The sequence below is a fragment of the Streptomyces sp. NPDC058637 genome (assembly GCF_042717325.1).
In the GTDB taxonomy this organism is placed as follows: Bacteria; Actinomycetota; Actinomycetes; order Streptomycetales; family Streptomycetaceae; genus Streptomyces.
This window is the reverse complement of sequence record NZ_JBHXRD010000018.1, coordinates 124,035-149,239: the sequence shown is the minus strand read 5'-3', so window position 1 is coordinate 149,239 and position 25,205 is coordinate 124,035. Positions and strand designations below refer to the sequence as shown.

26 protein-coding genes and 5 pseudogenes are annotated in these 25,205 nt (G+C 68.2%); 15 read left to right on the top strand and 16 right to left on the bottom strand.

What is annotated here, in order from left to right:
* Nucleotides 1–37 precede the first annotated feature (37 nt).
* Entirely contained in the window at nucleotides 38–736 is a 699-nt protein-coding gene (locus ACFWVP_RS20135) for a glutaminyl-peptide cyclotransferase (protein ID WP_384498362.1), read from the bottom strand.
* Nucleotides 737–1,085: 349 nt separating this feature from the next.
* Here ACFWVP_RS20135 and ACFWVP_RS20130 point away from each other — a divergent pair, with 349 nt between their 5' ends.
* From ACFWVP_RS20130 to ACFWVP_RS20120, 3 genes and pseudogenes are all read left to right on the top strand, one after another.
* Nucleotides 1,086–1,292 (top strand): hypothetical protein, encoded by a 207-nt coding sequence (locus tag ACFWVP_RS20130; RefSeq protein WP_384498360.1) that lies wholly within the window; start codon nucleotides 1,086–1,088, stop codon nucleotides 1,290–1,292.
* 482 nt (nucleotides 1,293–1,774) lie between these two features.
* A pseudogene (locus ACFWVP_RS20125) lies at nucleotides 1,775–2,176 on the top strand (transposase); the annotation flags it as partial.
* A 487-nt stretch (nucleotides 2,177–2,663) separates the two neighbouring features.
* Nucleotides 2,664–3,065: pseudogene (locus tag ACFWVP_RS20120) on the top strand (transposase); the annotation flags it as partial.
* Here the strand turns inward: ACFWVP_RS20120 and ACFWVP_RS20115 are convergent.
* Both ACFWVP_RS20115 and ACFWVP_RS20110 read right to left on the bottom strand, forming a co-directional pair.
* Nucleotides 3,062–3,484, bottom strand: a complete 423-nt coding sequence (locus ACFWVP_RS20115) for a hypothetical protein (protein ID WP_384498358.1) — start codon at nucleotides 3,482–3,484, stop codon at nucleotides 3,062–3,064. The pseudogene ACFWVP_RS20120 and the gene ACFWVP_RS20115 sit on opposite strands and share 4 nt — an antisense overlap.
* Nucleotides 3,485–3,686: 202 nt before the next feature.
* A complete protein-coding gene (locus tag ACFWVP_RS20110) occupies nucleotides 3,687–4,253 on the bottom strand; it encodes a hypothetical protein (RefSeq protein WP_384498356.1) in 567 nt (188 codons plus the stop codon).
* Nucleotides 4,254–4,632: 379 nt separating this feature from the next.
* On the opposite strand from ACFWVP_RS20110, the gene ACFWVP_RS20105 reads away from it, so the two are divergent.
* Nucleotides 4,633–4,830: a hypothetical protein gene (locus tag ACFWVP_RS20105; RefSeq protein ID WP_384498355.1), complete on the top strand. Its 198-nt coding sequence runs from the start codon at nucleotides 4,633–4,635 to the stop codon at nucleotides 4,828–4,830.
* Nucleotides 4,831–4,907: 77 nt separating this feature from the next.
* Here ACFWVP_RS20105 and ACFWVP_RS20100 read toward each other — a convergent pair whose 3' ends face one another.
* Nucleotides 4,908–6,257, bottom strand: coding sequence for a cytochrome P450 (locus ACFWVP_RS20100; RefSeq protein WP_384498353.1), 1,350 nt, complete (start codon nucleotides 6,255–6,257; stop codon nucleotides 4,908–4,910).
* 527 nt (nucleotides 6,258–6,784) lie between these two features.
* Here ACFWVP_RS20100 and ACFWVP_RS20095 point away from each other — a divergent pair.
* From ACFWVP_RS20095 to ACFWVP_RS20085, 3 genes are all read left to right on the top strand, one after another.
* Entirely contained in the window at nucleotides 6,785–7,792 is a 1,008-nt protein-coding gene (locus ACFWVP_RS20095; protein ID WP_384498351.1) for a terpene cyclase, read from the top strand.
* A 375-nt stretch (nucleotides 7,793–8,167) separates the two neighbouring features.
* On the top strand, nucleotides 8,168–8,773 hold the full coding sequence (locus ACFWVP_RS20090; RefSeq protein WP_384498390.1) for an ABC transporter ATP-binding protein: 606 nt from the start codon (nucleotides 8,168–8,170) through the stop codon (nucleotides 8,771–8,773).
* A gap of 8 nt (nucleotides 8,774–8,781) precedes the next feature.
* Nucleotides 8,782–9,597, top strand: a complete 816-nt coding sequence (locus ACFWVP_RS20085) for an ABC transporter permease (RefSeq protein ID WP_384498350.1) — start codon at nucleotides 8,782–8,784, stop codon at nucleotides 9,595–9,597.
* A 59-nt stretch (nucleotides 9,598–9,656) separates the two neighbouring features.
* Here ACFWVP_RS20085 and ACFWVP_RS20080 read toward each other — a convergent pair whose 3' ends face one another.
* Entirely contained in the window at nucleotides 9,657–11,684 is a 2,028-nt protein-coding gene (locus ACFWVP_RS20080; protein ID WP_384498348.1) for a polyprenyl synthetase family protein, read from the bottom strand.
* Nucleotides 11,685–12,251: 567 nt separating this feature from the next.
* On the opposite strand from ACFWVP_RS20080, the pseudogene ACFWVP_RS20075 reads away from it, so the two are divergent.
* The 3 genes and pseudogenes from ACFWVP_RS20075 to ACFWVP_RS20065 all read left to right on the top strand — a co-directional run.
* Nucleotides 12,252–12,689, top strand: a pseudogene (locus tag ACFWVP_RS20075) (IS21 family transposase); the annotation flags it as partial.
* 514 nt (nucleotides 12,690–13,203) lie between these two features.
* Nucleotides 13,204–13,722, top strand: a pseudogene (locus ACFWVP_RS20070) (ATP-binding protein); the annotation flags it as partial.
* 53 nt (nucleotides 13,723–13,775) lie between these two features.
* On the top strand, nucleotides 13,776–14,000 hold the full coding sequence (locus tag ACFWVP_RS20065; RefSeq protein WP_384498347.1) for a hypothetical protein: 225 nt from the start codon (nucleotides 13,776–13,778) through the stop codon (nucleotides 13,998–14,000).
* Between the two features lie 49 nt (nucleotides 14,001–14,049).
* On the opposite strand, the gene ACFWVP_RS20060 is transcribed toward ACFWVP_RS20065, so the two are convergent.
* From ACFWVP_RS20060 to ACFWVP_RS20045, 4 genes are all read right to left on the bottom strand, one after another.
* Nucleotides 14,050–14,208 (bottom strand): hypothetical protein, encoded by a 159-nt coding sequence (locus ACFWVP_RS20060; protein ID WP_384498345.1) that lies wholly within the window; start codon nucleotides 14,206–14,208, stop codon nucleotides 14,050–14,052.
* A 114-nt stretch (nucleotides 14,209–14,322) separates the two neighbouring features.
* Nucleotides 14,323–14,499, bottom strand: coding sequence for a hypothetical protein (locus tag ACFWVP_RS20055; RefSeq protein ID WP_384498344.1), 177 nt, complete (start codon nucleotides 14,497–14,499; stop codon nucleotides 14,323–14,325).
* A 580-nt stretch (nucleotides 14,500–15,079) separates the two neighbouring features.
* Nucleotides 15,080–15,376 carry a hypothetical protein gene (locus ACFWVP_RS20050; protein WP_384498342.1) on the bottom strand — a complete coding sequence of 99 codons (297 nt, stop codon included), beginning with the start codon at nucleotides 15,374–15,376 and terminating at the stop codon, nucleotides 15,080–15,082.
* Nucleotides 15,377–15,474: 98 nt separating this feature from the next.
* Nucleotides 15,475–16,050 carry a hypothetical protein gene (locus ACFWVP_RS20045; protein WP_384498340.1) on the bottom strand — a complete coding sequence of 192 codons (576 nt, stop codon included), beginning with the start codon at nucleotides 16,048–16,050 and terminating at the stop codon, nucleotides 15,475–15,477.
* A gap of 365 nt (nucleotides 16,051–16,415) precedes the next feature.
* Here ACFWVP_RS20045 and ACFWVP_RS20040 point away from each other — a divergent pair, with 365 nt between their 5' ends.
* Together ACFWVP_RS20040 and ACFWVP_RS20035 are read left to right on the top strand one after the other, a co-directional pair.
* Nucleotides 16,416–17,279 (top strand): transposase, encoded by an 864-nt coding sequence (locus ACFWVP_RS20040; protein WP_384498338.1) that lies wholly within the window; start codon nucleotides 16,416–16,418, stop codon nucleotides 17,277–17,279.
* Between the two features lie 842 nt (nucleotides 17,280–18,121).
* On the top strand, nucleotides 18,122–18,367 hold the full coding sequence (locus ACFWVP_RS20035; protein WP_384498336.1) for a hypothetical protein: 246 nt from the start codon (nucleotides 18,122–18,124) through the stop codon (nucleotides 18,365–18,367).
* Between the two features lie 330 nt (nucleotides 18,368–18,697).
* Here ACFWVP_RS20035 and ACFWVP_RS20030 read toward each other — a convergent pair whose 3' ends face one another.
* The 3 genes from ACFWVP_RS20030 to ACFWVP_RS20020 all read right to left on the bottom strand — a co-directional run bounded on the left by ACFWVP_RS20030 (nucleotide 18,698) and on the right by ACFWVP_RS20020 (nucleotide 20,762).
* Nucleotides 18,698–19,264: a lytic polysaccharide monooxygenase auxiliary activity family 9 protein gene (locus ACFWVP_RS20030; protein ID WP_384498334.1), complete on the bottom strand. Its 567-nt coding sequence runs from the start codon at nucleotides 19,262–19,264 to the stop codon at nucleotides 18,698–18,700.
* A 196-nt stretch (nucleotides 19,265–19,460) separates the two neighbouring features.
* Nucleotides 19,461–19,901 carry a DUF6233 domain-containing protein gene (locus tag ACFWVP_RS20025; protein ID WP_384498332.1) on the bottom strand — a complete coding sequence of 147 codons (441 nt, stop codon included), beginning with the start codon at nucleotides 19,899–19,901 and terminating at the stop codon, nucleotides 19,461–19,463.
* Between the two features lie 687 nt (nucleotides 19,902–20,588).
* Complete coding sequence (locus tag ACFWVP_RS20020) at nucleotides 20,589–20,762, bottom strand: CsbD family protein (protein WP_384498331.1); 174 nt, start codon at nucleotides 20,760–20,762, stop codon at nucleotides 20,589–20,591.
* A 759-nt stretch (nucleotides 20,763–21,521) separates the two neighbouring features.
* On the opposite strand from ACFWVP_RS20020, the gene ACFWVP_RS20015 reads away from it, so the two are divergent.
* On the top strand, nucleotides 21,522–22,100 hold the full coding sequence (locus tag ACFWVP_RS20015; RefSeq protein WP_384498329.1) for a hypothetical protein: 579 nt from the start codon (nucleotides 21,522–21,524) through the stop codon (nucleotides 22,098–22,100).
* 304 nt (nucleotides 22,101–22,404) lie between these two features.
* Here the strand turns inward: ACFWVP_RS20015 and ACFWVP_RS20010 are convergent, their stop codons facing one another.
* From ACFWVP_RS20010 to ACFWVP_RS20000, 3 genes are all read right to left on the bottom strand, one after another.
* Nucleotides 22,405–22,656: a hypothetical protein gene (locus ACFWVP_RS20010; protein WP_384498327.1), complete on the bottom strand. Its 252-nt coding sequence runs from the start codon at nucleotides 22,654–22,656 to the stop codon at nucleotides 22,405–22,407.
* A 507-nt stretch (nucleotides 22,657–23,163) separates the two neighbouring features.
* Nucleotides 23,164–23,298, bottom strand: coding sequence for a hypothetical protein (locus ACFWVP_RS20005; protein WP_384498325.1), 135 nt, complete (start codon nucleotides 23,296–23,298; stop codon nucleotides 23,164–23,166).
* On the bottom strand, nucleotides 23,282–23,572 hold the full coding sequence (locus ACFWVP_RS20000) for a hypothetical protein (protein WP_384498323.1): 291 nt from the start codon (nucleotides 23,570–23,572) through the stop codon (nucleotides 23,282–23,284). The genes ACFWVP_RS20005 and ACFWVP_RS20000 overlap by 17 nt, the downstream gene beginning before the upstream one ends.
* A gap of 85 nt (nucleotides 23,573–23,657) precedes the next feature.
* Here ACFWVP_RS20000 and ACFWVP_RS19995 point away from each other — a divergent pair.
* Nucleotides 23,658–23,756, top strand: a pseudogene (locus ACFWVP_RS19995) (LysR family transcriptional regulator); the annotation flags it as partial.
* A gap of 116 nt (nucleotides 23,757–23,872) precedes the next feature.
* Complete coding sequence (locus ACFWVP_RS19990; RefSeq protein WP_384498388.1) at nucleotides 23,873–24,592, top strand: LysR family transcriptional regulator substrate-binding protein; 720 nt, start codon at nucleotides 23,873–23,875, stop codon at nucleotides 24,590–24,592.
* 153 nt (nucleotides 24,593–24,745) lie between these two features.
* Here ACFWVP_RS19990 and ACFWVP_RS19985 read toward each other — a convergent pair whose 3' ends face one another.
* Complete coding sequence (locus ACFWVP_RS19985; protein WP_384498321.1) at nucleotides 24,746–25,009, bottom strand: hypothetical protein; 264 nt, start codon at nucleotides 25,007–25,009, stop codon at nucleotides 24,746–24,748.
* Nucleotides 25,010–25,205 lie beyond the last annotated feature (196 nt).

Below are 25,205 nucleotides of genomic sequence, written 5' to 3'. Positions count from 1 at the left end.
ACGCGATGTGTGCCCAACGACCTACTATTGGGTCGCTTCATCGTGTGGTGGGCTGTGGGCGGACGCGGTAGACGTGCGGCCAATGCTTCCCGGTGATGAGCAAGTCGTGAGTGGAAGTATCCACGGCGATGCCGTTCACGTTGCCGGGACGGCGAGCAGCGGGCGGAAGATCTGGGAGGGCGCCGATGTGCAGGGTTGCCTTCACGCGCCCTGTGATGGGATCGATGCGGGCGATGTCACCGGTGGGCCAGACATTGGCCCACACGTCCGTGCCGGTGCACTCAAGCTCGTTCAGCCCGCTGACGGGCCCGTTGCGGTCGTGGACCGTGATCCGGCCCAGCAGCTCGAAGGACTCCGGGTTGCGCAGCGACAGGGTTGCGCTGCCGTCACTCATCATGAGCCGACCCCTTGCTCGATCGCGGCACAGGCCCCAGCCCTCACCGTCGATTCCGGCCAGCTCACCGTGCGCCCGGAGTCGACGGCCTGAGCGACCAAGGCCCGGCTGGAGCAGACCCGGATCATCGCGGCCGCCAACAAGTCGGCGTGCCGCACGGTCGTGAACTCCCTGCGGGGCCTGCCGCCCGGAGCCGCGCCCGTCCCCAGTCCGGCCGATGCTGTCCCGGCAGACCCGGCCCCGGCCGCGCCCACCGGTCCGGCGAGGACCCGGGAGACGGCGTGCGAGGGCTACCGCCGCCCACCAGGAGGTCGCGCCGCCGCGCCGGGTGGACCCGGGCATCGCGGAGGCGGTGGAACGACAGACTGCCGCGATGCGGGAACTGTCCCGCCGTGCATTCCCTGAGACCGACGCCGCCGTTCCGGACGACGCACCGACCCCGTTCCATGCCGCCCGATCTGAGCGACGCCGCCAAGCTGAGGTCTCCCGGGCGGCCGCACTGCGCCGGGCCCGGCAAGAGCGCGCGGCCAGGGAGCCCGGGACGACGAACGGCGTCCCGGAGTCGGCTGGACTGCGGACCACGGCCTGAGCCAACTGATAGATCAGATCCCCCTGTTACTGGTGGTTGTCCCGGCGTAGCGTTACGGGTACACGTCTGGTACACCGTGCGTCGCGCACCGAAGGGGGAGTCGTGCAGGCAGGGACCGTGCTGGACGGCCGCTACCGGCTGATCGAGCCAGTCGGCGCGGGCGGGTTCGGGCAGGTCTGGCAAGCCCACGACCCGAAGGTCGACCGGCTGGTGGCGGTCAAGGTCCTCACCGGTGACGGCAGCGCCGACCACGACCGGCAGGTGGCCCGGTTCGCCCGAGAGGCCGCGGTTGCGCATCTGAGTCGCTGATGCTGTCATCTCATCCGCGCCGATTCGATGATGGATTCCGCTTCGGCCTGTGCGGCCTGGATGATGCGTTCCGCCTCAAGGCGGGCCGTGGACAAGGCCTCGGTGCCGCTATCCAGGAGGGGGTCCCGTTGCGTGCTGTGCCCGGTCTCGTGCTGAGGTTTCGATTGCTTCCGCCGCATGACGGACTGACGCTGGCAGAGCTTGACCCGCTTCCACTTCTCTCGCCATTGCTCCCGCACTCCTTGGTCAGGCCCAGCGAGCTGGCGAACCAGCTCCAGGGTGAGTCCAGCGACGGGAGCCGCTTGCCGCTGAACGCCTCGGAAATGGCAGAGGAGGACAGAGGTACGCGCCCCGCCGTCTCGGCTGCTGCCGAGATCGCGCGGTAGGAGGGGGACCCGCGGTCGACGTGCAGGACGTCTAAGGCCTCAGCGAAAGCAGTGAGTTCACGGGCGTACACGTCGGCAGGGTCGAGCTGCTCCTCGGTCGGATCGGTCGGCCTCCTCCTGGCCGTGCTGGTCACTGCCGCCAGCGTCTCCGACAACGCCGGCGGAATCCGCCTGCTCTCGAACATTGCCGAAGGCCACCCTCGCGTCACGAAGGCGTGGGCCGACAGCGGCTACCGCACCAAGGCCATCGACCACGGCGCCCGCCTGGGCATCGACGTCGAAGTCACCCAACGCGACCCCGCCCAGAAGGGCTTCAAGGTGATTCCGCGGCGCTGGGTCGTCGAGCGGACCTTCGGCTGGCTCATGCACCACCGCCGTCTCGCCCGCGACTACGAAACCCACCCACACCGCTCCGAAGCCATGATCAACATAGCGATGATCGACCTCATGAGCCGCAGACTCACCCGCGAATCAACCCATAACTGGCGCGACAGCTGAACGGCAGCAGAGTAGGGCCTCTGTGAGTCATAGCAGGTAGGGCCACAGGCTGACACTGTTCCTCTCCACAATGATCTCGACCCACGTCCCATCGACAGCAGTCGATGGCGGCGGGTCAGCGAGGTCGAAGAGGATGTGGGCTCCAGCTACTTCCAGCACGGCTCCGCCATCGCCCGTCAGGCCCAGCCGCCCCCGAAAGACGATCCGACCGCCTTCCTCCTCATCCACCCCGGGTGAAAATGAAGTGGTCGGTCGAGTGTTGCCGCCCCAAGCCGCGTCCTCTTCAACAGTCCACTCCACATGATGCTCGCACCCCACTCCCGTCGGATCACCGCACCAGAACGCCGCGGCGGCACCCACCTCCGAGCGCACCCGAACCGTCGCGCGACCGTCTGAGACCTGCCCCACCGCTTCCACTTGGACCAACACCCCGCAATCATCCATGGCAGCACTGCGTTACCAAACACTCCTGCCAGGACAAAACGCTCTTTCAAAGGTCCTGAGGTCCATGCCGGGAGTCGGCATCAGGACAGGAGCCCGCATCCTGATCGAGGTCGGCGACGGCAGCACCTTCCCAACCGCCGGCCACCTCGCCGCTTACGCCGGACTCGCACCCGCGACCCGCAGTTCAGGATCCTCGATCCGCGGCGAACAGCCCTCCAGGAGAGGAAACAAGCAGCTCAAACGAGCCTTCTTCCTCTCCGCGTTCGCCGCCCTGGGCGACCCGGCATCGCGGGCCTACTACGACAAGAAGATCGCCCAGGGCAAGCACCACACCCAAGCCTTGCTCTGCCTCGCCAGACGCCGGGCCGACGTCCTCTTCGCGATGCTCCGCGACAGAACGTTCTACGAACCGCAGCCGGTTCGGGCCGTCGCTCCGCAGACCTAGACCATGGCCAGGAGATGACCCGTGGGGCCGTAGTCGATCTTCCAGTCGGTATAGACCCCCACGGCGCCGTCCTTTTGGCACCGCAGCCCAACCGTCACCCAGCGGACCGATTTGTCACCGGCGAGCGAGAACGCGACTGCCGTCTCAAATTCCTCGCTCCCGCACGGGCAGCCGGCCTCGCCAGGATCCGCGTCCTCCCAGAACTCCTCGCTGTCCGCGATGAACGCACGGCCGCCGCAACCAGCGCACACCCGCTCGGCTCCGCCCTCGACATCGTCAACGAGGACGAAGAACACGCGCCCGTCACACCCGTCGCAGACGGAAGGAACGATCTTCACCGGACGGTCGTCGGCAGCGTTCCGGAGAAACGCCGCGAGCTCCGCAGAGACGCCTTCACCAACCTGATCATCAGCATGCACAGGCACATCGTTCCAGACGCCCGAACCGGCACCCATCTACCTTGACCAAAGACATAGGAGCACCCCCCAAGACATGCGATCGACAGGGGGAGACAGTCATGCCAACTCCGAAGGCCGGGCGCCCCGTTGCAGGGCAACCAAAACGGTAATGGGGACGTCGGCCGGCCGGAGCGCTGCGCGGGGCGGAGGAGTACCGAGGTTCTCAGCGGCGTCCGACCCATGCCTGGTGGTCAGGCGCGACGTGCCGTCCTTCGCGCACGCGGCCGCGCAGGACGCCGACGCGGGTGGCGACCGTGTTGCCCTTGAAGAACTTGCGGTACTCCAGGTAGCGCCCTGAGTGGTTCCAGGGGTAGTCGGCGAGCATGCGTTCAGCGCCCGGGAGGACCTCCTGCCAAGTGGTGCTGGTGTTCAGCCGCCGCGCCTCAGCGCAGATCGGGGAGGGGTCGTTGTCGCGGATGGCGGCGGCGGCCCGGCTGCGCGGATGGTTGACGGTGCCGTGCCGGGGCGCGCCGTTGTGCGCGGCCGAGCCCGAGCCGGAGCGGGGCCTCCGAGGGGACCAAGGACCTGCCCCCTCGGAGGCGATGGTGACCTCATTGGTGAACTCCGTGAACTCGCCGTCGCCGTCCATGGCGCGGATCTTCACCTGGTACCGGGCGTCGGGTGCATTGCCCAGGTCCACCCAGTGGGAGTTGGACAGGGTCCAGTCACAGGCCGGCCAGTACAGGAAGACGGTCTGCCGGGGTTGACCATTGATCCACTCTTCGTACATGTGGGGGTACGGCGCTTTGCCTTCGTTCCAGTCCGACGGCGGGGGCCATTGCCCCTGATCATGCGAGTTCGCCCCGATCAGCTAGCGCAAATCGATACCGAACATCTGTTCAGCGCCGTCGCTGCGCCGCTTGATCTGGGCACGCAGCTCAGAAGGAGCCGCGCTGATGAATGTGCTCATGGAGTCCCTTCGTTCGACCAGCACGTCGGTAGAGGCCGGTAGGCGGGCCCCTCAGCATGCTGACTGACTCGGGACCTGCCCCTCTCCAGGGCTGTCCATCCATCCGACATCAACATCGAGTGACTGAGCGAACACATCAAGTCGCCGAAGGGTACTGCAGTCGAGGCCGACGGGGCGCCAGCGGCGCGCTCAAGGTCTCATGTCGCAGTTCGCCGGCAGCGAGTGGCGTTTGGCACTCGGCCTGCAGCCACTACCCCTCCAGGGAGTCGTCGTGGTCGACGCCGCGGTCCTCTCCTCGCTTTTGAACCGGCGTCCGGACCCCTTCTACGCATACCTCCACAGCCTGCTGTCGGACTACGCCAGCACAATCCTCGGACAGGCAGATCACGGTTCCTGATCGCAGGTTGCCAACTAACCCGTGGAAGGGGAGCCCAGCCGGCCGAGTCCGGCGCCCGGTCGGCCAGGTACCAGCGCTCACACGGTTCGGGTGCGTGCCGGTTCGCGGGCGGTGGGGCGCATGTGCAGTCCGCGGGGGTTGAGGATGGCCCCGAGGGCGGGAGTGACGTCTGTGCCGGGGGTGTGGGTGAGGCACCAGCGGGCGGTGATGGTGGCTAGGGCGAGGGTGGCTTCGGTGACACCGAAGGTGTCGGCGATGCATTTGCGGGCGCCCCCGCCGAAGGGGATCAGCAGGCCGTTGCGGCCGGTGGCGCTCTGGCCCGTCCACCGGTCGGGATCGAAACGCTCCGGGTCCGGGTGCAGGTCTGGGTGGTGGTGGATGAGGTAGGGGCTGCACACCACGGTGGCGCCCTTGGGAATCGGGTAGCCGTCGAGGTCGGTGGGGGTGGTGGTGATGCGGGTCAGGAGCCAGCCCGGCGGGTACAGGCGCAGGATCTCGGTGATGATCCGGCCGGTGTAGGTGAGGTGGGGCAGCAGGTCGAAGGTGGCGGGAGCCCCGGCGGGCAGTGCGGCGTCGACCTCGGCGTGCAGGCGCTCTTCCGCTTGCGGGTGGCGGGCGATTTCGTGCAGGGCCCAGGCCAGGGTGGCGGCGACGGTCTCGATGCCGCCGAAGAAGAACGACATGACTTGATCGTCGATCTCGTCGTCGGTCAGGCGCTGTCCGTTCTCGGACGTGGTCAGGAGCATCGACAGCAGATCTGTCCCCTGAATGCCGCGGGCGCGGTGGTCGGCGATGATCGAGCCGATGGCTTGGTGCAGGTGCGCGCGGGCCTGGTTGTAGCGGCGGTTGGCGGGCAGGGGCAGCCGGTCGAGCGGGTGGGGCAGGAGCATTCGCTGGTAGATGCCGTGGGAGAAGATGTTGAAGCTTTTCAGCACGGCGGTGGTGTCGGTGCCGGGGGTGTCGGCGAACATCGTGGCCATGGTCGTGCGGGCGGCGATCTCCTGCATCACGGGCAGCACGTCGATGTCCCGTCCGTGGGTCCACCCGTCGACAGCGCGTGTGGCCTCGCGGGTCATGACCTCGGCGTAGGCGGGGATCCGCTGGGCGTGGAAGGCGGGCTGGGTCAGGCGGCGCTGGCGGCGGTGGTCGCCGTGCGGGCACGTTCCCAGCCCGTTGCCCAGTCCCTCGCGGACCCGCTCGATGAGCAGGCCGCCCTTGTCGAAGGTCCGGTCATCGGTCAGGACCCGCTGGACCAGGCCCGGGTCGCAGACCACCAGCGCGCGTACCGGCCCCACCCTGATCTGCACCAGATCACCGTGGGCGGGCAGCGACATCATGAACGCCAACGGGTCCCTACGCAGGGCCAGCCCGTGACCGAGCAAAGGCAGTGCGCCGGGGGCCTGGGGAACCGTGCGGACCATGCCCATGCTCACTCCTGCGGAAGAAGGGGATCGGGCGTGCGAGAGGAAGCCGAGAAGTGCGTTGGAGGTTATGTCTGAACGGTTTTCAGTGTTCCAACTCGACAAGCCCCGCACTGGAGGAAATCCGGCCATGCAGGATCTGTGAGCGTGGCCCGCACAGCCTCGTCAGGTCACCTCCGTCCCGCTCTGCCCCTGCTCCGCCGGCCCTGGTCCGGTCACCCACAGCACGACCGGCCCTGCTGGCCGCGTCCAAGCGGTTCGGGAACTGCGTCCCTGGTGAGGGCCCAGGCCGCTCTGGGCCCGGAAGGCGGCCTCGCCGTGACGGTTCATGGCTCGGCCGCCTGACCGGTGGAAGGGTGCAACCGGTCTGGCCGGTGGCTGCCCCTGCGGCCTGTTCTCGCTCTTACGCACTCCAGTGCCCTTCGGCTTCGCTGGGGTGCGATGCCTTTCCCGCGGGCGTGACAGCAACCGTGGCTGCGGTACGCGATCAAGCAGAAAGCCCGTTGTGAGCCGCACGGATGAGGACGGTCGGCATGCCGCAGGACATCGACTTCGCTCTGCCCTTCCCCTTAGGCGTCAGCGCCGACCTGGAAGGCGCGCGCGTTCGCAACCTGCGCTGGGTCCAGCAGCAGGGCCTGGTCACCAGCCAGGCCGGGTTGGAGTGGTACGTCTCGTGGGACATGCCCCGCCTGGCCGCCTACGGTTTCCCCTACGCCCAGGGCCCGGAACTGGACCTGGCCGCGGACGTGATGGGGTTCTTCTTCGTCTTCGACGACCAGCTCGACGGCCCCCTCTCCCGCCGTCCCGACAAGGTCGCCCGCGTCTGCCAGAAACTCATCGACATCGTCCACGGCGCCTCCCCGGGCCCGGGAGCCGACCCGTGCTCACGCGCGTTCGCCGGCCTGTGGCAGCGCAGCCGCCAGGGTGCGCCCGCCGGGTGGGTGGCGCGGGTGGCACACGAGTGGGAGTACTACTTCGCCGCCCAGGCCCACGAGGCCGCCGGCCGGCTGCGCGGCACCCCCACCGACATGGACACCTACCTGCAGGTCCGCCGGGGCATCGCCGGGACCGCCCTGACCATCTCCTGCGGTGAGCTGGCCGCCCACCTCGACGTACCCGCCGCCGCCTTCCACAGCCCGCAACTGCGTCTGATGCGGGAGATCGCCGTGGACGTGCCGCTGATGTGCAACGACGTGTACTCCCTGGAGAAGGAAGAAGCCCGCGGCGACATGGACAACCTCGTCCTGGTCCTCGAACACACCCACCAGTACACCCGCCCCTTGGCCGTCGAAGCCGCCCGCCGCGAAGTCACCACCCGCATCACACGCTTCCAGCACCTCGCCGGCAAGATCCCGGCTCTGTGCGCCCAGCTCGGCCTCGAGCCCCACCAGCAGACCACCGTGGAGCGGTACGTCGAGGTCATGACGGCCTGGATGTCCGGCTACCACGCCTGGCAAACCGAAACCCTGCGCTACACCCACACCAACCAGACCCTGCCGCCTTCCGGCCCCGGCTACTTCGACAACATCCTCGACGCCTGAACCTCCCGGCCGCCAAGCATCGGAAGTGCGCGCTGAACGTCGCGGAACGGCCGGCGACGCGACTGTGCGGCTGCACCCAGGAGCTGACGGACACGCACGGCTTCGCCCTCATCATCGGTTCCCCCCGACGCGGCTGACACCAGGGCACCGTCCCGTCGCAGTCCGGCCCGGCGGCCACGCACGGTGCGCACTACCGGTGCGCACTACCGGTGAGCGCGCCCCGATCTGCGCCGCCCGTCCCGTCGTCACACGCATCTGCCCGTGTCGGCTTGCCCTTGTCTCGCCATTGCTGGGGCGTTTCCTTGCGGCCGTTGGTTCGTTGGCAGCTGTGGGACATGCATATGGCCTGCATCGGGGCTGAGGGAGGGGGCGTTGATGGAGGCAGAGGGAGTCCATCATTCCTACGGCGGTCGCCGGGTATTGCGCGGTGTTGATGTCGCGTTGCCCGCGGGGTCGGTGGTGGGCATTGTCGGTGAGAACGGGGCGGGCAAGTCGACGCTGTTGAAGATCCTTTCGGGGGAGCTGCGACCGGACCGGGGCGTGGTCCGGCACGGTGGGCGGTTCGGGTACTGCCCTCAGCAGGTGGTGCTCAACGACGCGTTCACGGTGCGCCAGCACCTGGACTTATTCGCCGCGGCCTATGACGTTGCCGATCTGCGGCGGGCGGAAGAGGTCATGGAGATCCTGGGTTTCGACCAGTACGCCGGCGTCCTGGTGGGGACGCTCAGTGGCGGCACGCGGCAGAAGCTGAACCTGACGCTCGCGGTGTTGCACGACCCGCAGGTGCTGCTGCTGGATGAGCCGTACCAGGGCTTCGACTGGGAGACGTATCTGCGGTTTTGGGATCTGGTCGGAGACCTGCGTGTGGCAGGCCGATCGGTCCTGGTCGTCTCACATCTGGCCTACGACACCGAGCGGCTCGACCAGGTGTGGCGGTTGCGGGACGGTGTGCTGCATGGACGGCAGGAGGACGTGCGGTGAGGCGCGGGGTGCGGCTGTTCAAGATCGCTACGCGTTATGGGCTGGTGGAGCACGCCAGGAACCGGTTCGCCATGCTGCTCGTGGCGGTGTTTCTGCCGGTGTGGGTCATGATGACGGGCTGGGCCATCGCCCAGGAGCCGGTGCAGTTCCGGCTGCACGGCACCGGTCACGTGCTGACCGCCGGAGGTGACAAGATCACCCAGATCACCGGGGCGCTGAACGGGGTCACGCTGATCACCGGGTTCATGATGTTCGCGGCGACCTTCAGCAATGGGGCCTTCGACCGGCGTCTGTCCATGGCCGGGTTCCCCCGGGTTCCGCTGGGGCTGGCGAAGGTCGCCTGCCTGGTCATCGCGTCAGTGGTGGTCTGTTCCTACGCCACCGCGGTCATCTGCTGCTTCTGGTCGCCCAGGCAGCCTGTGCTGCTTGGCGCGGCGCTGTTTTGCACGGCGATGACCTACGGCACGCTGGGCGTCGCCCTCGGCACGCTTCTACGCCGGGAGGTGGAGGGCATGTTCACCATTGTGATGATCAGTGTCGTGGACCTGGGCTTGCAGAACCCCCTCGCCAGCGGCGGAGCGAACAGCGACATGGTGCGCTGGCTGCCCTCCTACGGTGCCATGCAGGCCGCGACGGCGGCGGGTTTCTCGACCACCGTGCCGGCGGTGGATTTCGCCGTCCAGCTGGCCTGGTTCACCGCCGTCGGCCTCATCGGCCTGCTGGCCTTCCACCGGCGCACCAGGTCCGCTCTGACAGCCACCGTACGGATCGGCCAGCAGACGGATGCCGACCCGGTGCCGTTGAGGAAGGCGGCGGATCGGTGAGACACCGTGTCCCCGCGCGGGCTGCCCGCGCGGGGACCCCGTGTCTTCAGCTCCCGGGACTAGCGCGTGGACGGGGCTGGGGCGGCAGGTCGGCTGATCTCACGGCGCAGGCGCTCCAGGTCTGGGCCCTCCGCTGCGGTATCGGGCTGATACCTTTCGGAGTCCTCCTGCCGCATATCGAGGAACAGTTTCAACATGTCGTAGATCGCCGCATACCGGTTGCCCTGGCCGGAGAGGCCGGGCAACGTGCGGAAGAGTACGGGCACGTATGTGAATACCGCGTTGAACTGGGCACGTTTCTCCGCCACCTGGCGCTCCACCCGCTCGATGGCTTCCGCGCGGCTGCACCCCAGCTCGTGACGGATCGCTCGGACGAGGTTGTAGGGGACCTGGTCTGCTTCGTCCTGGTCCACTCCCGCCATGTCGTTCTCAGCGAAGATGACGAAGAAGCCGAGGTCCTCAAGGCGTCGAACCATGCGGTGGCTGCGCACCGCCGACGGCATCTCCCGGTCCTGCACGATCTCCGAGCACGCCATGCCGACCTCGAATCCACCGGTCGACCTCCGCAACGACAGCCAGTCCGCCGGTGAGGGGATGTATCCGCTGATGCGGTGGTGCGTCTCACGCTCGCAGGCGTAGAGCCAGTCCTCGATGTTGTCGAGCAACGCCTCCTGCCATCGCACTGTCCTGCCTTTGCACAGGTGTGGCCACAACTGAGCCCAGGACGTCGGGATCGCGCCGGGTGCCCAGGGTTTGCCCGGGTCCTGGCGCAGTGTCGCCACCAGTCCTTCCCTCAGTGCGGTGACGGCTTGCGGGTCTGTCAGCTGCGGATCTTCGAACAGGTCGTCCCACACAGCGAACACCGTGCCCAAGGCTGCACTGGTCCGCTTCCTCTCAAGAAGTCCATCGTCGCTGCCATCGGCGTTGGTGGCTCCCTCTGCCACCCGGGGAAGGACCCGCTCGATCATCGACAAAGAGCCCGTCAGCCGGTGGTGATCGGCCTCGACCGGAGTGGCGGCGATGCCCGTGTCCACCAGCCAGCCCTTCATCCACTGCGTGACCTGCTGAGCTTGCATGCTGTCCTGGGGCTGAGGTGCCTGCCGGACCTGGCGGGGAACGGTCACGGGGCGGGAAGCAGCCGGCCGGTCGAGCATCGCCCGGGCGTAGGCCGCCAGCCCATCGAGCGTGTGGGGGCGATCGGCGAGATCGGCGAGCTGATCAGCGGCTGTGGTCATGTGCGCGTCGGCAACCGCCTGTGCCTCCTGCACGGCCCCGGAGGCGAGAACGAGGTCCCGGGCACGCGCGGCCTCCTCCTGCGTCAACTCCTTGCCCAAGAAGCGGGCAAGGTCGCGGTCGCGGGATGCCGCGCGGATGACCGGCAGGGTGTAGACACCCTCGGACAGATCCGTGTTGACGGGCTTACCCAGCTCCTCGACGGTGGACGTCAGGTCGAGGATGTCATCGCGCAGCTGATAGGCGCGTCCGAACTGCCAGCCGAATCCGGCCAGTGCCTCCTCCCGGCTCTCCTCCCGACCGTCCTGCCGATCGCCGGCCTTGTGCGCCTGCATTGCGCCCACCCGGCAGGCCAGAGCGAACAGCTGCGCCGTCTTGCCGTCGATCGCGTCGAAGTATGCCTGCTCGCTGCGCGAGGCCGAATGCAGGTCGGCCGCCTCCATCACCATGCCGGCGCACATCCGCTCGTTCGCCATCGTCCCGGCGATGACTTCACGCTGCCCCAGCTGCGCCAGCATGTTCAGGCCGGCGAGCATCACGCAGTCCCCGGCGAGGATGGCGAGGTGCTCACCCCACACCGCGTTGGCACTGGGGCGGCCCCGGCGCTCGTGAGCGTGGTCCACGACGTCATCGTGGTAGAGCGCGCCCAGGTGCAGCAGCTCAACGGCCGCGGCGGCACGCACCGCCCGGTCATCGGCCCGCACCGAAGGATCGGTCAGAACGTAGTACGCGAGCAAAGCAAGGGTGGGCCGGACCAGGCCACGGGACGTGCCGGGCCCTTCCTGAGTGAGCGCGTCGAGTTCGGGCCGGCCCTGGATACGCACCGGTCCCAGAACGTCACGGACCCTGTCCAAGTCCGCCTCCAGACAAGGAAAAACGGCAGGGTCAATCCCAGAGGGTGGCATTCTGCACTCCTGACACTGATCGGTGTTCAACGAGCGGAAGGACAGCCGACACGCAGCAGCAGGACATCGCAGTATCCGCTCCCCGTTGTGACCACCCCCGCGTCTCGCCACCAGGAAACAGAAACCTGTCGCAGTGCGCGCACGGTCCTGACTTAAACCACCTAATCGCATGAACTGGCCGAATCTACTGATGTGTGACTTTGGTCAGTGAGCCTTTCTCCAACCTCTCCGCGTAGCGCGGCCATTTCCCCATGCGGAACCGGCCGGCCGCCCAACATGGCGCATCTCCCGTCTGTCTCCGCCGCGGCCCGCTTCCATGAGCGTCAACGGCGCCCTGAGGGGGCCCGGTCGGGTTTCGGTGGAGCCGACCGATATCACCCACTCCACCGAGTGTCGGCGTACAAGTGGACGTGCACCACCTCGTACGGGTGAGATGCACCAAAGTTGGTGCGGTGAGAGGTGGGGTTCGGGGAGTCTGCTGTCGTCTTGTTGAAGGGGCGGCGGAGGGCGGCGAGGGTGGCCTTGGATCCGCATCGCTGGTTGGGGTTGCGGCGGTATCGCGGTCTGTACGAGTCCGGTGCGATGAGCCTGCGGGAGGTCGCGAAGGAGACCGGGCTCAACCGGCGGACGGTCGCCAAGTACTTGTCGGGAGAGACTTCGGTCGCACCGCCGAAACGGGCGGCGAACGATCAGCCACGTCGCCGGGCCGTGGACGAGGTGGCGCCGCTGATCGATGCGATGTTGAGGGCGGAGATTCTGCTCAAGGGGGCGGTGATCCACGAGCGCCTGGTGGCCGAGTACGGGTTCACCGGCAGCTACCAGCGGATCAAGATGTACTTGCAGGAAGCCCGCCCCCGGATCGCGGAAAAACTGGGCATCAGCCCGAGTGAACTGGCGGGCCTGCACCGCAGGTTCGAGGTGGTGCCCGGGGCCCAGGCCCAGGCCGACTGGGGTGGAGCGACACGAGGTCGCGTATATGAGTGAGCTCGCAGATTGAAGGCCGGTTATGCCGGTTGCGTAGTTCTCGGTCAGTGTTCGAGATCGATCTCCGCTCTGACGTGCGTTCGCGGGTCCTGCCCGTCGAGGGTGCGAAGCTCAGGGAAGACGCCCAAGGGCCCCCCGATCCGTCAGGGGGAGCAACCGGGCAAGGAGAAGGCCGGACGGACGGCCGCGAGTGAACCCCCTGTGATGCCTCGTTATCGACAAACCCGGGAGACGGGATGAATGCCGGGTTATAGGGCCTGGCCGCTGGCAAAGGCGGCGAGCGACGACCGGAGCCTGCCCCGTCGGTCGTGTGAACACCGCTGGTCCCGGGGTTTAGGGGGCGTCCTCCCCGGTCGCATCTCGTATGCGCGGAACGTGGAAACCCCGTCGGGGTCCCGGCCTTGAGGCCGGGTAGGCCGATCGCGAGAGGGGCGGAAGCCCTCGGCGGGACAGGAAGCCCAAGAAGCGGATGCCGGCCGCCGAAAGGCAAGACGAGGCCAAGATGGGCTACCTCGACCTCATCGATCTGGTGTTGTCCGAAGAGCTCGCCGTCCGCGAGGACCGCCGCTTCCGCACCGGCCTGCGAACCTCAAAACTGCCACACCACAGGACACTTGAGGACTACGACTTCTCGTTCCAGCCCGAACTCGACCCGCGCAAGGTCAAAGACCTCGCCACCCTCTCCTTCATCGAGGCCAAGGCCAACGCTGCCCTGCTTGGGCCGCCCGGAGTGGGCAAGACACACATCGCCGTCGCCCTGGCCGTCGCGGCCTGCCGGGCTGGCTACTCGATCTACTTCACCAGCCTCGACGACATGGTCCGCAACCTCCAGGCCGCCGAGGCCACCGGGCGGCTGACCAGCAAACTCGGCAGCTACCCGCGGCCTGCTGTTCTCGTGGTCGACGAAGTCGGCTACCAGCCCCTCGAACGCGCGGAGGCGAACCTCGTCCTCCAGGTGATCTCAAAACGCTGCGAAAAGGGCTCGATCATCCTGACCTCGAACTTTTCGCCCGCTGGATCCGGCCGAGCGCTGATCAATCGCGATACGTGGAGGGCGTGAAAGAGATAGCACAGAAATTCACGGAGCTGGTGCTGAAGATTGCAGAGGACCCAAGTGCGCTGGCTCGGTTCCGGGAGGACGCAACCGGCACAATGGAGGGCGCCGGTCTGACCCCCGCAGAGCAGACGGTGCTGGCAAGTGGCGAACGTCTCGGCATCTCGCGGGACAAGCCGGAACAGGTAGCCAAGGCCGCCGTGAAGGTCGGCCAGGCAGCGACGTGAGATCCAGTCAGAAACACCACGCGCCGGACGGGTTTCCCGAAGGGAATTATCATGAGCATTTGTAGCCGGAAAGCTTCAACCGCCGATCTTCCGACACCATCTGGGCATACAGCTCGGGGTTCGCCTTGCCGTTGGCCGAGTAGTGCTGTTGGCCGTCGACCTCCAGGACCAGGCGCACCCTGTGGGGCAGCCGCAGGTGGAAGTCCATGCGCTGCCTTGCCAAAGGGCCTGGCGTGGTCCCGGCCTTTGCGGTGTAGGGGTCGTTGTGGAGATACACCTCTTTCGGGAGGGGGAAGCGCGCCGCTGCGGCGTCGCCGGGGGGCTACGGCCGCGGCTGGGTGAACAAACCTTGCTCGGTCTCGACCAGGATTCTGCGCTCGGTCAGCCGTTTGAGCTTCAGGCGGGTGTTGTTGATGTTGTTGGGCGCGATCTCCAGATCCATCGCCTCGCAGACCGCCCGAGCCCGCAGCGGGGTGTCGGCCGCGGCGAACACCGCCATGATCTGCCGGTAGGCCGGATGGTCCGGCAGCTCCGCGGCCGGCGGCGTCGGCGGGGACGGATCAGGCAGCGCCAGCAGTTGTCGTCCCAGTCGTCGTCGCGCTGCATGTAGCCGAGCATCGAGCGGGAGTGCCGGGCCCAGCCGCCCTGGTCGGCGATGGCGATGCCGTCGCGGCCCTTGCGGCGGGCGACGGAGGCCAAGCCGATGCGCAGGGAGTGCCCGGTCCCAGCGATCGGCACCCCCGCCCTGTTAGAGATCCGCTTGATGGCGCGGGTGACGGAGTCCGGGCACATGCCGCCGGTGACGTGGCCCCACTGGTCGATGCCGACGAACGCCGACGTCGACGGGTCGGCCCACTGCGGGCCGTGCTCGGCGACCAGTCGGGTGCGGTAGACGGTCCAGGCCCGTACCGGGCAGAGCTCGGGATCATCGGCGTAGCGGATCTTCGCGTTGCGCAAGGAGTGCTTGGTCTTGCCGGTAAGCGCGGCGACGACCAGGCCGCGCGGGTTCAGGGTGACATCACCGGTCAGCAGCCCGGCCGGGTCCTGACTGCGCGAGGCGTAGTGGAAGCCGGTCAGAGTCAGGGCCTTGTCCCGGTCACCGGTGAGGGTGTCGGGGCAACCCGGACGATGGCACGCAGTCCGTCGAAGTCGGCTCCGACCGCCTGCCTGCGGCCGCGCCGTTCCCCAGCCTGCAGGAGCTTGACCGCCAGGCCCTCCAGCGCGGCACGGGCCTCGCGCTGGTCGTCACCGGAGGCCGTCACGCCGCGCTCGCGCAGCCCGACGACGGCAGCCGCGAGGTAGGTGGAGGCCGACGACAGGGCGTAGCCCTTGCCGTTCTGCTGACCCTCGCGCAGCAGCCACGTCACGAACGCCACCAGGGCGCCCCGGGAGCCCTCCCGTTCAGGCAGCTCGGTGACAGCGCAGAATCGGGGGTGTCGGTAAGAACCCTGTCACCAGCCGCAAACGGTGGCGATTAATATTCCAGGCCCTCACTCTCCCCCTCCGGACTCGGCGGCTGCCGCAACGTCCGGATCGCCGCCGCATGGAAGTTGAGCCGTGCCGTGTTAGCCCGGACCGTCACCGGGTTCCACTCTTCCCAGTGCGGACAGATCGCGCTGGTCGCCATTTGAGCTGCGATCACGTCCCGCATCTCCCGCAAGGCGTCCTCCATCGCCCGTACCGCGATGTCGATCCGCTGAGGGCCCAACAACTCCACACGTTCGAGATCCCTACCGACCGCGCGCCGCGCGTCTCCCAGCACACGGCTTGGTTCCTCATTCGGGTCGTCGAGTCGGTCGCCCTGCTGGTACTCACGTACCCGCGACTCCCACGACTGCTGCACACGCTGGAGGCTGTCCACCGTGGTGTCCCAGGTGTCTACGAACGCCAGGTAGGCCTGTTGGCGTTGCCCACGTAACCATTGGCCGTGTTCGACGGTGGCCTGGTCGGTGGTCTGCCGCTGGCCAGCCCTGTAGCCGATGTACGCCACTGCGAGGGCGAACAGTCCGCCCGCTATGGCAGTGAAGATGGTTGCCGCTGCGTCGCTCATGGTGCGCATTCTGCCGTTTGCGGCTGGTGACGGGGGTCTTACCGACGCCCCAGATCCCGACCTCTGACCACCGCCCTGCCGGAGCCGTTCGGGGAACGGTCACGGTAACCGTTCCCCGAACGCTTGCGCAAAGCTCCTGGTCCGGACTGACAGCCCTTGACCTGCTGCTACGGGGTTCAGAAACAGGCACTGAACTTGTTCCTTAACCTCTGCCCGTGGTCGGCCTCATCGCTGACCACGGGTTTTCGTCTTCGCAGGACAGCTGGACGACGTCCGCGTGATCATGTCCTTCGGCCGCAACGCACGATGACGACCTGAGGACGAGTGTGCTGGAGGGTGCCGATCGCGCCAGAACATTGAGCGTGATGTCCGACTTCCGCGCGGCTTTCTACGGCTGCCTCGCTACCCGGGCGGATGCACTGTTCGAGCTGACCGATGCCATGCTCTGCGCGGACGGACCGGTGAAGACCCTGGTCGACCTGACGCTGACGCCTGAGCACCGGCGAGGACACGGTGCTCTCTACGACGGATTGAACCGTGGCCGGATCGAGGTGGACCGACTCCGCGCCGAGTTGTCCAGACTGCCTCTCCCCAGAGCAGCCGACGGACGGATCGTGCTCGCGGTGGACGTAAGCCCGTGGCTGCGCTCGGACGCGCCGACCAGTGCCGAGCGGCTCTTCTGCCATGTCTACGGGCGCGCGAAGAGCACATCGCAGTTCATCCCGGGCTGGCCGTACTCCTTTGTGGCCGCGTTGGAGTCCGGCCGCACCTCGTGGACGGCGGTGCTCGATGCTGTCCGCCTCGGCCCACAGGACGACGCCACCGCGGTGACCGCCGACCAGCTCCGCGGCGTCGTTGACCGCCTGATCGTCGCTGGGCACTGGCAGGCCGACGATCCGGACATCCTCATAGTGATGGACGCCGGCTACGACGTCACCCGTCTCGCCTTCGTCCTGGCCGACCTGCCCGTGGAACTTTTCGGGCGGATCCGGTCGGACCGGGTACTGCGGCTACCGAAGCCGCCCAGGATGCCGGGGACCAATGCCGCCCGCCCAAGCACGGCCCCGAGTTCGCGCTGCGCAAGCCGGTCACCTGGCCCGAGCCTCAACACGCCACGACCACCGAGACCACTCGCTACGGCACCGCAAGGGCCAGCAGCTGGGACCGCTTGCATCCCCGCCTCACCCACCGGACCTGCTGAATCGACCACGACGGCGACCTCCCCGTGATCGAAGGGGCGTTGATCCGACTGCAGGTCGACCACCTCCCTGGTGACCGCGATCCCAAGCCCGTCTAACTGTGGTCCTCCCGCACTGGCATCACTGCCCAGGACATCGACCTTCGCTGGCAGGCATTTCTTGCCGATTCGATCTCGAACACACCTTCCGGCTGTTCAAACAGACCCTCGGCTGGACCCGCCCGAAGATCCGCGCACCCGAAGCGGATGACCGCTGGACCTGGCTGGTGATCACCGCCCATACCCAGCTCCGTCTCGCCCGACCTCTCGCCGCGGACCTCCGCCGACCATGGGAGAAGCCCGCTGCGCCCGGACGCCTCACCCGGCGCGAGTCCGGCGAGGCTTCAGAAACATTTGCGCGAAGTCCCTTCTCCCGGCCAGCGCGCCGAAACCTGGAAGACCTGGCCCAGGCCGACCACTCGGATCCGCCAACCGACAGAAGGCCCCGCGCTTCGGCGTGGGCAAGACCGAACTGCGTGACCTGACGGTCACGGAACGACGACAGCGCATGCCACAGGGAACGCGACTGCCTGACCCTGTCGTTGGTCCACCTGGAGAGGAGTGTCCGTGAAAACACGTCAGCGGGACCGAGGTGCCCCCGACCCGCAGGCACCGTGGAACGAAGTCAGGCCGCGGCTATGGCTGGGCGGGCACTTCTGGGCTGGCCCTGAAGGCGAGGTGCAAACCGCCGTTGTCGGGACTGAATTTGATTTGGTCATCAGCCTGTTCACCCGATCAGGCCATGGACCGCCCCCCGGAGTCGCCCATCTGATCAGTGAGATCCCAGACGGCCCCCTCACGGCTGAGCAACTCCACTCGGTCCAACAGCTGGCCGTGACGGCCGCTGAGGCGGTACGGAACGACCGCAACATTCTCGTGCGCTGCCACTCCGGCTACAACCGCTCCGGCCTCGTCGTCGCACAGACCTTGATCGAGCTGGGTCAGGACCCCACCACCGCCATCGCGCTTATCCGGCAGAGACGATCGCCCTGGGCTCTGCACAACCAGACCTTCGAGCAGTACCTCAACACGGGACTCGGCGTCGCCTACCTACTGGCCGGACTCGAAACCCTCAGCTGACCACCAGCGTCAGAGGTTAAAGAACAAGCTGAACCCTCGTAGCGTCACTCGAATGACTATCCCCGCAGAGACGGGGAGCAAGTACCGCTTCGTCCGGTCGTACGGGACGTCGTTGGGACCATCCCCGCAGGCGCGGGGAGCAGCCTAGGGTCCCAGGGCGCCCCTGGAGCCCTCAGGGTACGCTGCCGCGTCGCGGTGGCCCGTAAGCCGGCGCAGCTGTCCTGTGACAGCGAAGTTGGACCACCGGCCCTGCACGCCGGTTAGCGGGGTGTGCCGGCCCTGCCGTTGTGGCGGGGCCGGCACACGGTCGCGCCTCGGGGCGCGGTTGTTCTACGTGAATTGGAGGTCGATGACCTGGTAGAAGGCCTGGCCGGTGTCGGCGACCTCCCAGACGGAGAGCAGGACGTGGTGGCCGGCGCGGCGCTCGGGCAGGCGCATGGCGTGGGTGGTGGGGTTACCCGTGGCGAGCGGGTACTCCCAGTAGGGCTGTTCGGTCAGCTGGACGCTGTGGAATGGCTCGGCCTCGAACTGGGCGCGGGTCAGGGCCTGCTCCGGGTCCCAGCCGTTCTTGGTGAGGAAGTAGTTGAAGCGGCGGGTCTTGTGTTCCGCGTGGAACCCCCAGGTGATCTCCAGGTTCTGGCCGGAGGTGACCGGGTGCTTCTTCCAGTCGCGACCCACCTCGTCCAGGGAAGCCGCGTAGTCCTTCCCGGCGCTGGCGATCCGCCCGTCCGCCGGCGGCTGGGCGTTGACCACGTCACTCGGAGCGAAGGGATCGGACAGGCCCGCCTGCGTCTGAGGGAAGAACTTGCCCGCCTCCAGGCCGTTGGCCTGCCAGTCCTCCAGGTAGAGGTGTGCTCGGGAAGGGGGAGAGCTGACTGCTCCATGCCTGGGCTGCATAAGACGCTCCTTGCACTACGTGTACGTACGTTAACGGAACGCTACCGGGGCGGTGCGCCGTTCACTCGACATTCGGCCTCGCGCCGCGGTTCTCCTCGCCGGTCGGCGTTGACGTCGGCGTAGACGTCTTTGCGCCCGCGCCTGACCGCCACTCAGGAAAGCAGGGGCGCAGTGTGTGGAGGGATCAGCGCCGCCGTCACGCCACTCCCAAGGGTCTGTCCGGGCGGCACACCTCGCAGGCCGGGGCGCCGTCGGCAAGCTCCGCCAGGGCGCGCTCCCGGCTGATCGCCCGCAGCTCTTTCCTGGCAGCCCAGCAGTCACCGCGGTGAACCTCGACAACCGACCCCGGACCGGCCTCGCTGATGCCCCAGTCCGGAGGGCGCGGCTGCGGCTTCTCCTCGACCTCGCGGCGCCCCGGTCCGGCCGACTCCTCGGGTTGCGGCTTGCGCCGCCCCCGCTCCTGGTGCTCCTGGGCTTCGAGGTCCCGGATCCGCCCCCGAACCTGCCGCAGCTGAAACTCCAGCCACTGCGCCAACGCCTTGTACTTCTCCAGCGGAGTCGGCTCACGCAGGTTGTCGTCCGGGGGCGGGGCGGCTTCGTACCGGCGCGCGTCGCGTACGGCGGCGTCCGGAGACATACGCGGCCACTGCGGCCGTGCGGCCCGTGGGTACGGGGGCGGCGATAACCCTGACCAACACGTCACCTCTCCGGTCGGCCCCGAGCTCCCCGACGCAGGTCCGGCCGGGACCAGCGAGCACGACCAGGACGGCATCGCCGCAGCGGCCCTCCGGCCGGTACGGCGTGGCAGGGCCGGTGCGACGTCCTCGGGGAAATCTGCGAGGCACCGCCCGCCGCTGACCCGATCCCTGACCCGACCTCTTCCACAGCACTACGAGGGAAGGCCGGCACCATGTGACGGAACACCCGCCCTAAACCCTGCGGGACCATCCCGACGCCGCGAGGACGCCCGCGAGGGGGTGCACCCGGATTGGGGCGCGGGTGGACGCAGAGGGCCCGTCGTGATGACAGGGCCCTCTGCGTTGCAGCGCGGCACACCCGACAAGTCCACCACAGCGTGACCACCGCAATGAGTACGACAAAGCCTCCCACATGCGATTCGGCTGAGACGTAGAAGGAAGAGGGGCCGGTTATGGAGACCGGCCCCTCTTCCGCAGTGAGGACGAGGCATGTGATCACCGCCCTCACCTCCCCGCACCGAGCACAACCATGCTCACTTCATCGCGTGACCTTCCGGACGCAGCACGGCCCCGCCGGAGCAGAGCTCCGCGGGGCCGCGAGTGCTGGTGCTAGGTATCGAGCGACGTCAGTCAGTGAGGGCGTCCTTGACCTTCTCCTTGGCCTGACGGGCATCGCCCTTGGCCTGGTCGGCCCGGCCTTCGGCCGTGAGCCGCTCGTTGCCGACAGTCCGGCCGACAGCTTCCTTGACCTTGCCCTTGGCCTGCTCCGTCTTGGCCTGGGTCTTCTCATCAGCAGCCATGTCACTCACACCTTTGCTGTGCTCGACGTTGCGGTCCCCCACCACCTGACCACCGAAACCGCATCCAAACCTGCCGCTCTGAAAGTCCGCAGGTGGGCCGCTCCCTGCGGGGACCGCCTGAGGGAGCGGGACGGTGACCCGAACCTCCGCCTGGATGCCGGTCGCCGGGGCCGGCGTCGAGGCCGCACCGGCGCAACCCGAGCAGCGCCCCGCCCAACTCCGCAATCGGGTCAGCTCAGGAAGCCGAAGAGGCCGTTCCTCTTGGCCTCTTGCCGGCCTTCCGCCTCCCCCGCGGCATGGGCCGTAGCCTTCTCCTGTTCGCGCCGAGACCGAGCAGCCGACGAACGCGCGCACCGTCCGCGACACCGGGCGGTTCTGGCCGGTGTCGGGGGGACGCTGCAGGAGCCGGCGTGGAGCCAAATCCGGGCGAAGGCGGCCGAGGGGCGCACGCGCCTGTGGTCCGCCGCCGTCGCGCAGCTGTTCGTACACCGGGGCAACATCTTCTCCGCGCTCGGTCTCTTCGGCCGCACGGAGGCAAGGGAAGGCGCCGGGCAGGATCCGAGGCCGCTCGCGGAGCTGCTCCTGGGGGCGGAAGCCGGTGACGCGGCCGTCTGGGCCGCCCTGGTCCAGCGGATGGCACCGGCACTGATCCACGCTCGCAGCCGTTCATCACCCCCGGGCAGGGCAGTGAGGCGGGCGAGGGGCGCAACAGGCGCGCCGGGCGTCAGCCGGGCCCTTCTCCTCGCCTTCGCGAAGGCCGTGCTGGAGCACCCGGACGCGGTGCGGCCGCCCGAGTCGGACGACGGTACGTCCCTGGTCTGCTACGGCGAGCAGGACTGGGCCGAGAAGGACCGGACAGCGATCACTGCGGGGATGGTGATCGCTCCGGATGCCGAGGGCCGGCCCGCCCGTTACATCGCCGACAAGGAGTGGTTCGACGAGCTGTTCCCCGTCGCCCTCGGTACCCCGGCGTCGGCCGCGTCCAAGGACACCGCCAACGCGCCTGCGGGCACCGGGAACACCGCGGACGCCGGTACCGCGACCACCACGCACGGCGAGGCGGCTGCCGACCCCCGAGACCAGTTGGCCACGCTGCGCCGGGAGCTGCCGGCACGGGTCGAACTGGTCGAGGGCAGTTACCTGAAGGCAGTGGATGCCGCCCACGTCCTGATGACGGACTTCGAGGACGCACACCGCCTGCGCGTTCAGCTCGGGGAGGAGCCGCTCCTGGCCGAGCAGCGGATCGAGTGGATGGAGAAACTCGCGAAGGTACGGGCCGCCGCACAGGCCAGCGTGACAACGCTCGAGCAGGTGGAAGCGCTGATCCTGAAGGTCTGACCGGCCTGAACGAGGAGGGCCCCGCAGCGATCGGGGCCCTCCTCGTTCCTTCCCGGCCAGCGGTAGACGGCCTTGTTGCCAGGATCCGTGACCCGCGGGACTACGTGGACCCGGCTGGTCGCCGTCGCAGCCCACGACGCAGCTCCAGCCAGGCCGGGCGGTCCAGTGGTCAAGCCCTTCGGCGAAGCGGTCCAGGAAGGCGAACGGTTCGGTGCGCGCGTCCGCCAGAGACCTCGGGGTACACGCGGGACCGGGGGCGGGCACACCCGGATACCGGGCTCGGCGCGGCGCTCTGTCGGGCGTATCAGAGCGTTTGCGCGCGGCCAGGCGCGGCGGCGCTCACGTGAAGCGTGCGCCGTTTCAGCTCGGCCCGGGCAGCAGGCGTGCCGGCTGCGGTGGACCAGAACGGATGCCACTGGATCCGCGTGGACAGGTGGAGCAGGCGGCGGCGCAGCTCGGTGGCGCGGCGCGGACGCGGCGCGGCGAGCGCGCGGTAGGTGTCGTGCCACTCTCGCTGGGCGCGGATCAGGTCGTTGGGGAAGAGGTGGGGGTCCATCCTTCAATTAGATCGTATGTTCGAATTTCGGTGCCAGTCCGTGCCCGACCTGGGCGGGGGTCGTTGACCGGGCATGAAGCGACTTCTCCGCGTCCTGGCCGTGGGCCTCACCGTCACCGCTCTCGCCATCGCTCTGGACGTCCCCGCGCATGCCGCCACCTCGGCCTGCACCCATCACTTCTCCGGCCCGCAGGTCTGCATCTCCACAAACGGGGCGGCGGGCAGTGAGAACCCGGGGGTCGTAACCACCGCTTGGATCAACCCGCCGCAGGGCAGGCGGACCGCGACGGTGCACATCACCGAGCCCGGCGGCCAGCGCTACACCCTCACCGCCCACCGCTCTCACGGCCAGCTCATCGCTTCCCTTCACCCCCGGTGCCCTCCCGGACGGCAAACTCTGCGCCTGCTACCAGGTCAGCTCCCGCACGGCGTGCGTACAGATCATCGACCGCACCTGACCACCTCACCCCAGTTGCGGGCGAAGTGGTCAGCGGACCCGTGCGACGGTCAGCGTGCCGTGACGGCCCGACCCCGCGAGCACTCCACCACCAGGCCGGTGTCCAGCGCGGCGTACGCCTCACTGCTCATACGGCGCTGCCCCGTGACGGGCAGTTCGCGCGCTTCCTCACCCGCTACGGACACGACGCGAGTGCCTGGACAGCCCGCCGACCCGCCAGCCGGTGGCGACGAGATCGGGGCCGAGGAACCCCTGCACTGCCTGGACCACAGCGGCCGGTGCCTCGCCGAGCACCCCGAAGCGGCCGCGGCAGTAGAAGCCGCGCCCCGGGGCGAATCCGGCGCGCAGGCCGACGGCTGCGGTCGCGTCGTCGGACATGAACTCGTCGCCGAAGTCGTGGACCGGCCTGGCCACGGCGGCGATGCAGTCGAAGATCTCCATGCGCAGAAGGTCGCTCACTTCAACTCGGCAGGTCAAGGGGGTGATTCCTGATGGGACCCTTTAGGTAATCTGTCGAGTCTCGCTGGATATCCGCCGTCTGCACATGCTGAAGACCGTCGCCGCCCGCGGCTCCATCACCGCGGCGGCCCAGTCCCTGGAGCTGTCCGCCGGTGCCGTGTCCCAGCAACTGGCCGCACTGAGACACGACGTCAGGACCGATCTCCTGCGTCCCGACGGGCGAACCGTCGCACTCACGGAGGCCCGCCGTGTCCTCCTTCGACACGCCGACCGGATCCTCGCCGTCATGGAGGAAGCCGAGTGCGCCGTCGCGGCAGTCAAGGGCAGGGTCGGCGCCACCGCCACGCTCGCCGCGCTTCCGTCGACCGTCGCCACGATCGTGGCCCCTGCGCTGACCGCGCTCGGCGCGGACCATCCGCAGCTCGCCGTGACCTGTCTCGTCACCGACCAGACACAACTGCGCGAACTCACACTCGGCACCGTCGACGTAGCGCTGGGCCAGCGCTACCACCACCTGCGGGAGACCACACCCCAAGGCATCGTGGTCTCGCCGCTGCCGACGACCCGCTGCTCGTCGTCACCGCCGACAACGGATCTGACGGAAGGCCCTTCGAACTGCGCGAACTGGCCACGCACCAACTCGTCGTGCCACCCGCGACCACGGACTGCGGACAGGCCATCCTGCACGCCTGCCAGCAGGTCGGCTTCACCCCCACGACGCGCTACATCACCACCGACATAGCCTCCCAGATCACCCTCGCCCGGTCCGGCCTCGCCACCGCACTCGTCCCCCGGACGGCCATCGATCCGACTACACCAGGCATCCGCACGGCCCCTATTGAGGACCACCCGACCCAACGCCTCCTGTTCGCCGCGACCCGCCACACCGAAACGACCAACCCGACGACCGCGGCCGTCATCGCGGCGCTCGGCACAGCGGCGCAGCAGGACCACATCACATTCTCCTCGGAGCCGAAGCTGACCCCGTGCCGAGGGCAGGCGCTCCAGGAGAGGGCCTAGGCCAGCCAGCCAGTCGTGCCGACGTACTGTGGGGTCAGAGGGGGCAACACCGACGAGGAGCGGAAAAGGACATCCGCACTTGGGGCGCCAACCGGAACCAGGACCGCAAGCACTTTGTAGGAATGAAGGCAACTGACGCGACCCTCGAGCCCGTCACCTCATATTGCCGACGGCTTCCTGACCCGGGAAAACAGGTTGTGTGTGCAAATCTCGGCGCTGGTCGTCCGGGCGGGTGGCGCGATTGAGGGTGGCGCACATCCGTGCCGCCAGGCCGTGCAGAATCGCGGTGCCTGGGTCGTCGGCGAGCAGGCGCACGATCCCGGTGACCACGGAAGCCACCGTGACGAGCCGGCCGCTAGCGGGAAGCTGTTTGACGCCCAGTTGCTTGGTCAGGTGGCCCTTCGGATCGTAGTCCATGAGGAGCACACGTAGTTGGGGGCGGTGTACGCGCTGTCTGCCTCGACGGGCGTGGGCACGGCGGTCTCGGACTCTTGCTCAGCCAGGAGGGCGGCGATCCGTGCGTTCTCAATGTCTCCGAGAAGGCTCCGCCGGCGAGGCGCGCCAGTTTGGCGTCCTCGGCGAACGCGCCTCCGACCCCGGCATGATCCAAGGC